Here is an 11,832-nt window from a genome sequence, read left to right on the forward strand (position 1 = left end):
AACTGTGAAGTGAATGTGAAACTTAAAAAATAATTTTCAAGCTTTCGTTCTCAACACTTATACCTTGACTTTTTATAAATTTTATTTCTTTTCCATCTTCAAATTTTAAAATATCTTTATCTTTTAGATTAATATCATAAGTTAAAATATGTAAAACAATATCATAAATACAAAAGAAAAGTTCTTTTTCTTCTATGTTTAAATCACAAACTTCAAGTTCTAATTTATCAAAATTTCTAAGCCCATAAGTATAAGCATTAACTCCATTTTCACTAGGATAAACACTAACATATATCCAATTATATACCGGTAAGCGATTATTATCTAACATTTTTGCATTTTCTATATAAAAACTGGGCTCTAGAACAACTGCACCTGTATAAAAACCTAAAGCATGTTTATTATCCAAACATAAAGCTGCAATTTTCGTAAACATTTTAGCTTGTTCTAATTTGCTTTGATCTTGACTTAGCACCGCTATAAGAAGGTGAGCTTTATGTTTTTTAGTTTGCTCTAAGGCATCTTTCCATATAAAATTAAAATTTGCATAGTATTCTGCTTCGTGATTAGGTATAGGATTTTTAATCAAATTTAGAGTAACCAACATATTTTCATGTGAAAAAATCACTCCCTCTTTGGTAAAATTTTCATCAGCTATTTTTATATTAAATTTATCTTCTAAAATGCTTTTTAACTCCGAAAAATTAAAATCAACTTCATCAAGAAGAACAAAAGAGGTAAAATTGTGATTTAAATCTATAGTCATATTAAACCCTATTAAATTTTTATAAATTATAACCTAATAAAAATAAAAACTATAAACAAGAATTTCTTAAAAATTATGATAATTGATATTAATTATAAATTTATTTTTTATATAGTATAATCTTTTAAAATTTAGTAAGTATATTTTTGGAGAAAAATGTGGCATTTCTAAAAGATTACATCGATTTAATTATCTTTTTAATTCTAGGAATTATGGCATTTATAGCTTTTTGGTGTGTTGTAGAAAGAATGCTATTTTTTAGAAAAATTAACTTTAAAAATTATGAGAATCAAGAGCAATTTGATGATGCGATTAGTGAAAATTTAACCACTATATATATCATCTATTCCAATGCCCCTTATATAGGACTTTTAGGCACTGTAATAGGCATCATGGTTACATTTTACGAAATGGGCTTAACGGGCAATATAGATGTCAAATCTATAGTTGTGGGACTTTCTTTAGCTCTTAAAGCTACAGCCTTAGGACTTTTGGTTGCTATTCCTGCTTTAATGGCTTATAATACCTTACTTAGAAAAGTTTCCCTCTTAAGTAATGCTTATAAGGCAAATAAAAATGCTTAAACTACCAAAAAATGAAGGTTTAAATATAGTTCCATTTATAGACATTATGCTTGTTTTGCTTGCTATAGTACTTAGTATTTCAACCTTTATTGCGCATGGAAAAATTCAAATCTCACTTCCTTCAAGTGAAAATGCTACCAATATAAGCAATAATGAAAAAAAACTTCTTATAACCATAGACGAAAAAAATACTTTTTATTTAAATGATAAATTAGCTGATTTAAATGAAGTTCAAAATGCTATTTTTTCACTTGATAAAAAAACCATAGTAGAACTAAAAAGCGATAAAAATGCTAAATTTGAAAGCTTTGTAAAAATTATAGATTTTTTAAAAGCCAAAGAACATGAAAATTTTCAAATTCTTACTGAGAAAAACAAATGAAAACTTTATTTTTAAATCATAAATACCAAGCTTCTTATATAACTTTTATAGTCTTTATACCTTTGCTTTTTGTCATTTTTCACTCAAATGACTTTTTTAAAATGGAAATTAAAAATGAAGATTCTTTTTCTTTAGCAATAAAACAGTTTACCCAAACTAATCCAACAAATGAGACTAAACCAACAGAATCCATTATAGAACCTATCAAACCAAAACCTCAGCCAAAAGTTATTAAAAAAACTCCTGAAAAAATGCAAAAAAAGATAAAAAAAACACCTTCACATCCAATACCAAATAAAATCCCAATAGCACCAACTCAAGAAGTTAAAACTTTTACAAAAACAACTGATACAAATGTCAAACCTAAAATCACCCAATTAACACAAGGAAAAGATAATCACCCTGTATTAAAAGAAATCCAAAAAGCTATACAACAAGCACAATTTTATCCAAGGCAAGCAAAAAAAATGCGTATGCAAGGAACTGTAAAAGTAGAATTTTTATGGAAAGAAAATAAAACTTTAACAGATTTAAAAATCATAGAAAGCTCAGGATATGATTTGTTAGATAAAAGTGCTTTAGAAAGCATAAAAAAAGCTTCTTTAAATTTTCCACACTATAACGGGGATTTAAGAATTACACTACCTATTATATATGATTTTAAAATCTTAAGAGGGTAAAATTATAATTTGCTACACTCTCTTATCTACAATTTGTGTTTCTTGATTTTCAATTTTATTTTGAAAATCTTTACTTAAATTCTGACTTAATTCTTGCAAAGATTTTTGCTTCAGTTTTTCAAATTCTTCAGGATTGCTAGCCTCAAGCTTTGCCTGCTCATCAGCACTTAAAGCACTTAAACCTTTTTCTTGGGCTTTTTGAAGTAAATCTTCGTCTTCTTTTTCTTTGATATTATTTTCCTTATCATCTTTTTTATTGATTTTTTGCGGATCTATGGTTTTCATAGCATTAGCTCCACCACCTGATGCTTCTTTAATGTCGCTTAAAATTTCTCTCATGCTAGGCTCTTTAACATCACTATCATCAACTTTACCATCTTTATTTACATCTTTATCAATAAAAAAATTTAATTTTTCTTCTATATTTGCATCATCAGATATTTTTTCATCGCTTGTTTTAAAGCCTAAATTTTGCATACTTTGTTGAAGGGTGCTTGTATTAAAATTTAATTTTACACTTTGTTGTTTATTATTTAAATTTGAATTTAAAGAACCAAAATTATCTTTTACACTTTCAAACCAATTTGAAACAAATTGGTTTGCTTCGCCATTAAGCCTTATACTACCATCATTTCTAGCAACATAATTCGTATAAGAACTGAAATTTTTTTGTAAACTACTATAATTTTCATCGCTTAAATTTAAAGCTATAAGTTCACCTTGCTTATTTTCAAAAACAACCTTAACACCATCGCTATTTAAACTCGAAAGATCTTGCACGGGAATTTTATCTTGATCTTCTTTTTTTAATACGCTAAGCTCTTTTTTATCAACATTATTAGTTAAAGAATGAGTTAAACTAGTAGAAGTATCGATTTTCATTATTTATCCTTTTTTACATTTTGCAAATAAACCTAAACGACACATTTTTCTCTCATGTGAATTTTTTAAAGAATTACACTTTTTAAGTTCTTGCTCGTAGTTAGCACAAGAATTTGCAAAAGCAAAAGAACTCAAAATGCTTAAAACCAAAATTATTTTTAACATTTTCCAATCCTTATTTTAAAGATTTTTTAGTTAAAATTATACCTTTTATAATCGACAAAATCTTAAAAAATTTTATAATCTCAGAAAGGAATCAATGAAAGCATTAGCTCTTTTTAGCGGTGGGCTTGATAGTATGCTTGCAATGAAACTCATCACTGCACAAGGCATAGAAGTTAAAGCTCTAAATATCAACATAGGTTTTGGAAGCACAAGTGATAAAAGCGAAATCATGAAAAAGCGTGCGGCAATGGTAGGTGCAGATTTTGAAATGATAGATGTAAGAAATTCCTATCTTCAAGAAGTGCTTTTTAATCCACAATATGGCTATGGCAAACATTTTAATCCTTGTATAGATTGTCATGCTTTTATGTTTAAAACTGCTCTTGCTATGTTAAAAGAAGAAAATGCAAGCTTTATCATCACAGGAGAAGTTTTAGGACAACGCCCTATGAGTCAAAGAAGTGATGCGATGGCAAAGGTTAAAAAACTTGCTCTTGATGAAGAAGATTTAATCTTACGTCCTATGTGTGCAAAAAACCTACCTCTAACCAAACCTGAAAGAGAAGGTTGGGTAGATAGAGAAAAACTCGAAGGTATTAGTGGAAGAAGTCGTAAAAGACAACTTGAACTTGCAGCTAAATTTGGCTTAGAAGACTTTGAAAGCCCAGGTGGAGGTTGTTTGCTAACTCTTGATAGTTTTGCTAAAAAAATTCGAGATTTCATAGAATTTGACAAAGATATGCAGGTTAATGACGCACAACTTTTAAAATATGGTCGTCATTTAAGATTACCCAATGGAGCTAAAATGATCATAGGTAGAAATGAACTTGAAAATACTCTTTTAAAAGGTTTAAAAACTCCTAAATATGAAGTAATAGAACTTGGAGATTTAATCGGAGCTTACTCTTTGGTAGATGAAAAAATTTCAGAAAAAGACTTAGAACTTGCCTTAAAAATAGCCCTTACCTATACTAAACACGAAGTAGGAAAAAGCCATGAACTTAAATTTAAAAATCAAGCTTATACAAGTATAGCTTTTGAAAATAAGGCTGATATTAATCAATTTTTTATTAGTTAAAGTATAAAGTATTTAGCAAAACAAGCGATATAGTATTTGAATCTTTTCAAAATATTGCAATCAAGCCCATGAAAATGGGCTTTTTTATTTTAATCCATAAGCATTTTTTAAATTGTTTAAATTCGCACTCGCATTCAAAAGCAAACAATCAGCCAAAACCAAACGCACCATAGCACTAGCTACAACACTTCCTCTAACACCTACACAAGGATCATGCCTACCTTTGAGTTCAAATTCCAAATTATTGCCAAATTTATCTATACTTTCTTGCTTGGCAAAAATAGAAGGAGTAGGTTTAAAATAAGTTTTTAAAATAAGATTTTCTCCATTTGAAATTCCTCCTAAAATTCCTCCACTATGATTGCTTAAAAACTTGCCATCTTTTAAAGCATCATTATTACACGATCCGCGCATTTTGCTTGCATTAATACCTTCGCCTATTTCAACTGCTTTAACAGCATTAATTCCCATTAAAGCATGAGCTAATTTAGAGTCTAACTTATCATAAAGAACTTCTCCAAGTCCCACAAGCATACCACTAACTTTTGTAAAAACAGCAGCGCCTACACTATCTTTTGAATTTCTAGCATTTAAAATTTCATTTTTAAAGTCACTTTCTAGTTTTGGATCAAGGCAAAAAATTTCACTTTTCTTAGCAAATTCAAAATCAAATTCTTCTTCTTTCAAATTTGATACAAAAGTTCCTATTCCAAAAACACCACTTTGAACACAAATGCCAAATTCACACAAAAGCATCGCTGCAACTGCACCACCAGCCACTCTAGCAACACTTTCTCTAGCGCTTGATCTACCTCCACCCCTATGATCTCTTATGCCATATTTATAAAAATAAGCAAAATCCGCATGAGCAGGACGAAATAGATCTTTTAAATTATCATAATCCTTAGAATGAGCATTTTCATTAAAAACTACTATAGCTATAGGATGACCCGTTGTATATCCTTCAAAAACTCCACTTAAAACCTGAGCTTTATCGCTTTCTTTTCTTGGTGTTGCAAATTTACTTCCGCCTTTGCGTTTATCAAGCTCATTTTGTAAAAATTCTTCATCAAATTTAACTCCAGCAGGCACTCCATCAATAATACATCCAACAGCCACACCATGAGACTCACCAAAACTTGTAAATTTCAATCTCGTACCAAAGGTATTCACTATAAAGCTCCTAATTTCTCAAGTGCAATTTTTGCTGCCATTTGTTGTGCTTCTTTTTTGCTTCCCGCAATAGCTCTTGCAAGTTCTTTACCATCAAGCATTAAAGCGATTTCAAATTGCTTTAAATGATCAGGACCAAAAGCACGCACTGTTTCATACTGCGGAGTTTGTCCGATTTTTCCTTGTGTAATCTCTTGTAATTTTGTTTTATAATCTTTTATAAGAATTTTTGCATCAATTTGAGGGAAATTTTTTTCTATAAGCCTTAAAGCAATAGTTTTTGCAAACTCAAACCCAGCTTCTAAATGTATAGCACCTATAATGGCTTCTAACGCATCTGAAAGTATAGAAGGCTTTTCTTTTCCTCCATTGTTTTCCTCAGCAACACTCATAAAAATAAAATCGCCCAAATTTAAACTATTTGCAATTTTTGCAAAAGACTTTTCATTCACTAAAGCCGCTCTAAGCTTAGATAAATCTCCTTCGGCATCTTTGGCGAATTTATGAAAAAGGTATTCACCCACAACTAAATCAAGCACGGCATCACCTAAAAATTCCAGGCGTTCGTTGTTGTAAGATTTTTTAAAACTTTTATGGGTTAAAGCATGTATAAGAAGATTTTTATCTTTAAATTCATAAGTTAAACTCTGCTCTAGTTTTTCAATGTTTTTCATCATTTTCCCTTGCAATTTTCAAAGCAGCTTCACGCGCCAATGTATCACATCTTTCATTTTCCAAATGTCCATTATGTGCTTTTACCCAAAAAGCCTTAATCTTATGAGATTTTGCCACTTTAATATATTCCTTCCATAAATCTATATTTTTTTTACCTTTAAAATCCTTTTTTATCCATCCTTCTAGCCATTCATTAATACTTTGAACCATTAGGTTAGAATCTGTAAAAAGCGAAATTTCACAAGGCTCTTTTAAAGCCTTCAAAGATTCAATAATTGCCATTAGCTCCATTCTATTGTTAGTGGTATTAGCCTCAGCTCCAAAACCTTCCTTTTGATACTCCTTATAACGCAAAATATAAGCCCATCCGCCAAAACCTGGATTATTAAGACATGAACCGTCTGTATAAATTTCAATGTGTTTCATTGTTTTTCACTTCATAAATAATTTTACAAGTATTAAACTCATAACAAACAGGACAGTGATAAAAAAATAAAGGCATAACATTTTTACACTCAGAACAACGATATGAAAATTCTAACCCCGCATTAAAAGAATTATCTTTTAAAATTTTTAACATTTTAAAATTAGAATTTTTAAAAACAAACTGATGCGTATCATCATGCTTTGAAATTTTACCCAAAGCATAAAAGAATTCTAAAAAATCTTGATTTTCTAAATTAAACGCTTCATTTTCTCTATAAAGCAAATCACAAATATCAAAAAAATTTTGCCCTAAAAACATATGATATTTTTCAAAAACTAAACGCCCTAACATAGGATTATCTTCTATTTTAAATTCTAAAAGTTTTTTCTTTTTTTCTTCATCAGTGATATTAAAAGTACAAAGTTCTAAAGCTTTGATAAAATCATACTCTTTTTGTACATCTTCATTAAGCTCAAAAAGACATTCTAAAAGTTCTAAATTTTCTTTATAAGAACGAAGTTTTAAATAAACAATTTTTAAAAGTTTTAAGGCTTGTATATTTCTTGGACGCAGTTTTAAAACTTGTAATAAAACTTCTTTTGCACGCTCTAAAAATCCTGCTTTAAAATAAACTTTTGCCAAAGAAAGGAAAATAAATTCTCTTTCTTGTTTATCTTTACATTTTTCAAGAGCAATCAAATAAATTTGAGTTGCTTTTTCAAATTCTCCGCTTTTAGTAAAAATTTCGGCCAAAAAACTTAAATTTCCAAAACTCAAGCTACTATTTCTTAACAACTCTTTATGAACGTTATTCATTTCAAATTTTTTTATAAATTTTTCAAGCTTTTGTTCTTCATCTTTGCTAGCAAATATTTTCCAAATATAATTTGCAACAGCTACAACAAATACTAAAATGGTTAAAATTATAAGCCCTACTAAAGGGTCTCTGTATTCTACAAAGAAAAAATCCATAGTCTCGCTCTAAAAATTTTATGCCAAATTATAGCCAAATCTTTGTATAATTTTAACAAGGTTTGTAAAATGATAACTAAAGAAAGTATAGAAAATTTATCCCAAAGACTTAATATTGTTGATATTATAGAAAATTATATTGAAGTAAAAAAACAAGGCTCTAGTTTTGTATGTATCTGTCCTTTTCATGCAGATAAAAACCCGTCTATGCATATCAATCCTACCAAAGGTTTTTATCATTGTTTTGCCTGCAAGGCTGGTGGAGATGCTTTTAAATTTGTAATGGATTATGAAAAATTAAGTTTTGCCGATGCAGTTGAAAAAGTTGCAAGCCTTAGTAATTTTACTTTGAGTTATACAAAAGAAAAACAAGAAAATAAAAAAGAGCTAAAGTCTATACTACCAAGCTTAAATGCGTATTTTAAAGATAATCTCAAACACCACAAAGAAGTTTTAACCTATCTTTACCAAAGAGCTTTAAATGACAAAGATATAGCCAAATTCGAATTAGGTTTTGCAGGAGCAAGTGAAGATAGTATAAGATTATTGCAAAATCAAAAAATTCCTTTAGAAGATGCTATGAGTGTTGGAGCTTTAAAAAAAGATGAAAATAATGAATTTTACGCAAGTTTTATATGGCGTATCACCTTTCCAATCTACGATCATAAAGACTTATTAGTAGGGTTTGGAGGGCGTACTTTAAATCCCAATGTACCGGCAAAGTATGTAAATTCACCCCAAAATATACTTTTTGATAAAAGTAGAATTTTTTATGCTTTTAACATCGCTAAAGAAAATATAGCCAAAAAAAAAGAAATAATAGTATGTGAAGGCTACATGGATGCAATAGCTTTTCACAAAGCAGGGTTTAACAATGCTGTAGCAGTTCTTGGAACAGCATTAACCGAACATCATCTACCCTTAATCCGCCGTTATGATGCAAAAGTGATTTTATGTTTTGACAATGATGAAGCAGGATTAAAAGCTGCGACACGATCTGCATTTTTATTAAGCACAAGCAAAATAGACGGTAAAGTGGCAATTTTGCAAGGCGGAAAAGATCCTGCTGAGCTCGTAGCAAAAAATGAAAGTACAAAACTTCATAATATACTCGATGAAGGAATAGAGCTTGGTGAATTTTATATCAGACGCTTAATATCCACTCATTCCATAATTTCTGCTCTTGATAAACAAAAAGCTTTAGAAACTATACAAAAATTCACCTTTAATCTTGAACCTTTAGTGGCAAATTCTTACACTAATCTAGTTTCAAATTTATTAAAAGTGGATGAAAAATTTATTGTCTTATCACAAAATTCAAAAAAAACCATACAAACCCCTTTAATTTCTCAAAATAAATACAATTTTCCTAAAGAAAAAATTCACATTGCAGAATTAGAACTTATAGCTTTTTTAAAACAGCATCCAGATATATGTAACGATTTTAAGCAAATTAGTGATAGCGTTTGTTTTAAGCATAAGATTTTATTGGATAAAATTTTAGAAAAAAAAGGTTATGAAGATAGTGATATTAGAGAATTTGAAAGTAAAAATATTCGAAAAAATTTAAACTATAGCGAATTCTTGTTAGGTATTTGCAAGGTTAATTTAGCTTTTTTAAACAATGTAAAAATTAAAAATTCTACACTCGCATTAAAAAAACAACTTTTTACGCTTATTGATAAAAATTTAAATCTTTTAATTAAAAATTTAAATACCGAAGAATTAAATAATTTTTTAAAAGAATATTTAAGCTTCTTAAAATATGAAAAAAACGAAGAAATTCTGCAACAATCATTTAGAAACTTAAATGGAATTTTTAGTAACAAAAACTTTACAGCTTATGATTTAGGATTTAGTATACAAAATAATGACGAACCTTTTTAATTTATTTAAATTTCAAGCCTTAATTTACCTTTTTTTAAACACAATCACGCTAAAGTATATAAAAATTTTTAAGGATAAATTATGATGCCTTTTAGCGATGAAGAGCTTATAAATCCTGTTAAAGCGAGTTTAGAAAAGAGCTTGCCTATGCTTGAACGTGATGGCGGAGGGCTTGAATTTTTAGGAATTAAAAATGGGATTGTTTATGTCCATTTAATAGGAGCTTGTAAAGGCTGTGCATCGAGTGGAACAACGCTAAAATACGGTCTTGAAAGGCAACTTAAGATTGATATTCATCCAGAAATCACTATAATCAATTTAAACGGCGGAGCAGACGAATTTGCAAAATTATAAAAAACTTGGAATTGAACATTTTTACAAGAAAGATTTTAAAACTGCAAAAATGTATTTTTCTATGGCTTATGAAAAACGCAAAAATAAACGCTTGCTAAATTTTATCTGCCTTTGTGATCTTGCTTTAAAATCTCCTAAAGAAGCTTCTTTACTTTTTGATTTTTATATAGAACATTACAAAATCTCTAGTATTGATAAAGACTTAGAAGAAATTTTAAGTACAATTGAATTTAAAAAACAAGAAAACAAACAAGAAAACGAATTTGAAGATGGGCATGCGTTAAATTATCAAGATTTTTTAAAAAGCGAAGAAGAACTTGGTTTTCAAAAAAGTTTTGAAAATATCATTAATAGCACTAAGTTAGTTATTGATAATCGTGATGATTTTTTAGATTTTTTGGAAAAATTACTTGATAATGGCTATAAAGATATGACTTTAAATTATATAGAAAATGTTATGCCTCATTTTTGGGCAAATGATAGATTTATCAAACTCCAAGAAAAACTCATAGGATTTAAAAGTGAAATTAAAACTTGAAAATTCATTCATTACAGATAATACCTTAGAGTGTGAAAAAGAATGCTTTTTTTTGCAAACCACACAAAATGCTAAATTTCACGCTCAAGCCTTAGAAAAAGGTGCAAAAATCATTGATGTAAATGAATGTAAAAAACTTTTAAAAATCGATGAAAAGATTCAAATCATAGGAATCACAGGAACCAATGGTAAAACCACAACCGCAGCAGCGATTTATTCTATCTTATTGGATTTAGGTTATAAATGCGGGCTTTGCGGGACAAGAGGAGCTTTTATCAACGATGAACAAATTGATGAAAAATCCTTAACCACCTCCCCTATTCTTAAAACCTTAGAGTACCTACAAATAGCCACTCAAAAAAAATGTGATTTTTTCATCATGGAAGTAAGCTCACACGCACTCGTTCAAAACCGTATCGAAGGCTTAAATTTTGCTGCTAAAATTTTTACCAATATCACTCAAGATCATTTAGATTTTCACGGTACTTTTGAAAATTACAAAGAAGCAAAAGAACTTTTTTTTACAGATGAGAGTTTAAAATTTATCAACAAAGATGCTTTGGCTATTAAATTTAATGTGCGTAACGCTTTTACTTACGGCATAGAAAATCCTGCTTTATATCAAATCAAAGCCTATTCTTTAGAAGAAGGCATTAGTGCTATTGTAACAAATAAAAATCAAACTTTTCACATAGACTCGCCCTTACTAGGACTTTTTAATCTTTACAATCTTCTAGTTGCTAGTGCTTGTGTGAATGAACTTGTAAAGCCTGATTTAAAAGATTTGGAAAAAGCTATCAGTGGATTTGGCGGAGTTTGTGGCAGGGTAGAACAAGTAGCAAAAGGTGTGATTGTGGATTTTGCTCATACGCCTGATGGCATTGAAAAAGTGCTTGACACTCTTAAAAATAAAAAACTCATCGTTGTTTTTGGAGCAGGTGGAGATAGAGATAAAACCAAACGCCCTTTAATGGGAAAAATCGTCGAACATTTTGCAAAAATTGCTATCATTACAAGTGATAATCCACGCAGCGAAGAACCAAAAACCATCATGGAAGAAATTTTATCAGGCTTTGCTAAAAAAGAAAAAGTTTTAACAATAGAAGATAGAAAAGAAGCCATAAAAAAAGCTTTAGAACTAAAAGAAAATGACGATTTAGTCGTTATTTTAGGCAAAGGTGATGAAACTACTCAAGAAATTAAAGGGATAAAATATCCTTTTAGTGATAAAGTAGTTGTTAATGAAATTTTAAAAAATCAAGGATAATC

At 29.2% G+C, this 11,832-nt stretch carries 15 protein-coding genes; 8 read left to right on the forward strand and 7 right to left on the reverse strand.

Going from position 1 to position 11,832, the window contains the following annotated elements; genetic code table 11:
* Positions 1 to 22: 22 nt before the first annotated feature.
* Positions 23 to 766, reverse strand: a complete 744-nt coding sequence (locus AJ888_RS02470) for a DUF4261 domain-containing protein (protein WP_002862269.1) — start codon at positions 764 to 766, stop codon at positions 23 to 25.
* Between the two features lie 158 nt (positions 767 to 924).
* Between AJ888_RS02470 and exbB the strand changes: the two genes are divergently transcribed.
* From exbB to AJ888_RS02485, 3 genes are read left to right on the forward strand one after another with little or no spacing between them, the layout of a single operon-like run.
* Positions 925 to 1,350: a TonB-system energizer ExbB gene (exbB, locus tag AJ888_RS02475; RefSeq protein ID WP_002862270.1), complete on the forward strand. Its 426-nt coding sequence runs from the start codon at positions 925 to 927 to the stop codon at positions 1,348 to 1,350.
* Positions 1,343 to 1,732: a TonB system transport protein ExbD gene (gene exbD / locus AJ888_RS02480; RefSeq protein ID WP_002851470.1), complete on the forward strand. Its 390-nt coding sequence runs from the start codon at positions 1,343 to 1,345 to the stop codon at positions 1,730 to 1,732. The genes exbB and exbD overlap by 8 nt, the downstream gene beginning before the upstream one ends.
* A complete protein-coding gene (locus tag AJ888_RS02485; RefSeq protein ID WP_002862271.1) occupies positions 1,729 to 2,412 on the forward strand; it encodes an energy transducer TonB in 684 nt (227 codons plus the stop codon). Before exbD ends, AJ888_RS02485 begins: the two co-directional genes overlap by 4 nt.
* A 12-nt stretch (positions 2,413 to 2,424) precedes the next feature.
* On the opposite strand, the gene AJ888_RS02490 is transcribed toward AJ888_RS02485, so the two are convergent.
* The gene (locus tag AJ888_RS02490) at positions 2,425 to 3,294 is read right to left on the reverse strand and encodes a hypothetical protein (protein WP_002862272.1); all 870 of its coding nucleotides are present in this window, start codon (positions 3,292 to 3,294) and stop codon (positions 2,425 to 2,427) included.
* Positions 3,295 to 3,297: 3 nt separating this feature from the next.
* Entirely contained in the window at positions 3,298 to 3,459 is a 162-nt protein-coding gene (locus AJ888_RS02495) for a hypothetical protein (RefSeq protein ID WP_002778908.1), read from the reverse strand.
* Positions 3,460 to 3,553: 94 nt separating this feature from the next.
* On the opposite strand from AJ888_RS02495, the gene AJ888_RS02500 reads away from it, so the two are divergent.
* Positions 3,554 to 4,537 carry an MnmA/TRMU family protein gene (locus tag AJ888_RS02500; protein WP_002862273.1) on the forward strand — a complete coding sequence of 328 codons (984 nt, stop codon included), beginning with the start codon at positions 3,554 to 3,556 and terminating at the stop codon, positions 4,535 to 4,537.
* 84 nt (positions 4,538 to 4,621) lie between these two features.
* Here AJ888_RS02500 and aroC read toward each other — a convergent pair whose 3' ends face one another.
* The 4 genes from aroC to AJ888_RS02520 are packed head-to-tail and all read right to left on the reverse strand — an operon-like array spanning position 4,622 to position 7,784.
* Positions 4,622 to 5,710: a chorismate synthase gene (aroC, locus tag AJ888_RS02505; protein ID WP_002862274.1), complete on the reverse strand. Its 1,089-nt coding sequence runs from the start codon at positions 5,708 to 5,710 to the stop codon at positions 4,622 to 4,624.
* Complete coding sequence (gene rnc, locus AJ888_RS02510; protein WP_002862275.1) at positions 5,710 to 6,384, reverse strand: ribonuclease III; 675 nt, start codon at positions 6,382 to 6,384, stop codon at positions 5,710 to 5,712. The genes aroC and rnc overlap by 1 nt, the downstream gene beginning before the upstream one ends.
* The gene (gene rnhA / locus AJ888_RS02515) at positions 6,371 to 6,811 is read right to left on the reverse strand and encodes a ribonuclease HI (RefSeq protein WP_002851277.1); all 441 of its coding nucleotides are present in this window, start codon (positions 6,809 to 6,811) and stop codon (positions 6,371 to 6,373) included. Before rnhA ends, rnc begins: the two co-directional genes overlap by 14 nt.
* Positions 6,798 to 7,784 (reverse strand): CDC27 family protein, encoded by a 987-nt coding sequence (locus AJ888_RS02520; RefSeq protein ID WP_002862276.1) that lies wholly within the window; start codon positions 7,782 to 7,784, stop codon positions 6,798 to 6,800. Before AJ888_RS02520 ends, rnhA begins: the two co-directional genes overlap by 14 nt.
* 69 nt (positions 7,785 to 7,853) lie before the next feature.
* Here AJ888_RS02520 and dnaG point away from each other — a divergent pair, with 69 nt between their 5' ends.
* The 4 genes from dnaG to AJ888_RS02540 all read left to right on the forward strand — a co-directional run bounded on the left by dnaG (position 7,854) and on the right by AJ888_RS02540 (position 11,830).
* Positions 7,854 to 9,671 (forward strand): DNA primase, encoded by a 1,818-nt coding sequence (gene dnaG / locus AJ888_RS02525; RefSeq protein ID WP_002862277.1) that lies wholly within the window; start codon positions 7,854 to 7,856, stop codon positions 9,669 to 9,671.
* An 81-nt stretch (positions 9,672 to 9,752) separates the two neighbouring features.
* A complete protein-coding gene (locus tag AJ888_RS02530; protein ID WP_002858971.1) occupies positions 9,753 to 10,025 on the forward strand; it encodes a NifU family protein in 273 nt (90 codons plus the stop codon).
* Positions 10,012 to 10,563, forward strand: a complete 552-nt coding sequence (locus tag AJ888_RS02535; RefSeq protein WP_002855727.1) for a hypothetical protein — start codon at positions 10,012 to 10,014, stop codon at positions 10,561 to 10,563. Before AJ888_RS02530 ends, AJ888_RS02535 begins: the two co-directional genes overlap by 14 nt.
* Positions 10,547 to 11,830, forward strand: coding sequence for a UDP-N-acetylmuramoyl-L-alanyl-D-glutamate--2,6-diaminopimelate ligase (locus tag AJ888_RS02540; protein ID WP_002862278.1), 1,284 nt, complete (start codon positions 10,547 to 10,549; stop codon positions 11,828 to 11,830). The genes AJ888_RS02535 and AJ888_RS02540 overlap by 17 nt, the downstream gene beginning before the upstream one ends.
* Positions 11,831 to 11,832: the final 2 nt, after the last annotated feature.

This window comes from Campylobacter sp. BCW_6467 (assembly GCF_001762855.1).
GTDB classification, from domain to species: domain Bacteria; phylum Campylobacterota; class Campylobacteria; order Campylobacterales; family Campylobacteraceae; genus Campylobacter_D; species Campylobacter_D jejuni.

Excerpts from the sequence above, each read along its gene's own strand:
- AJ888_RS02520 (WP_002862276.1), bottom strand. The coding sequence starts at position 7,784 with ATGGATTTTTTCTTTGTAGAATACAGAGACCCTTTAGTAGGGCTTATA.
- AJ888_RS02485 (WP_002862271.1), top strand. The coding sequence starts at position 1,729 with ATGAAAACTTTATTTTTAAATCATAAATACCAAGCTTCTTATATAACT.
- AJ888_RS02490 (WP_002862272.1), bottom strand. The coding sequence starts at position 3,294 with ATGAAAATCGATACTTCTACTAGTTTAACTCATTCTTTAACTAATAAT.
- dnaG (WP_002862277.1), top strand. The coding sequence starts at position 7,854 with ATGATAACTAAAGAAAGTATAGAAAATTTATCCCAAAGACTTAATATT.
- rnc (WP_002862275.1), bottom strand. The coding sequence starts at position 6,384 with ATGAAAAACATTGAAAAACTAGAGCAGAGTTTAACTTATGAATTTAAA.
- rnhA (WP_002851277.1), bottom strand. The coding sequence starts at position 6,811 with ATGAAACACATTGAAATTTATACAGACGGTTCATGTCTTAATAATCCA.
- AJ888_RS02470 (WP_002862269.1), bottom strand. The coding sequence starts at position 766 with ATGACTATAGATTTAAATCACAATTTTACCTCTTTTGTTCTTCTTGAT.
- AJ888_RS02495 (WP_002778908.1), bottom strand. The coding sequence starts at position 3,459 with ATGTTAAAAATAATTTTGGTTTTAAGCATTTTGAGTTCTTTTGCTTTT.
- AJ888_RS02500 (WP_002862273.1), top strand. The coding sequence starts at position 3,554 with ATGAAAGCATTAGCTCTTTTTAGCGGTGGGCTTGATAGTATGCTTGCA.
- AJ888_RS02530 (WP_002858971.1), top strand. The coding sequence starts at position 9,753 with ATGATGCCTTTTAGCGATGAAGAGCTTATAAATCCTGTTAAAGCGAGT.
- exbD (WP_002851470.1), top strand. The coding sequence starts at position 1,343 with ATGCTTAAACTACCAAAAAATGAAGGTTTAAATATAGTTCCATTTATA.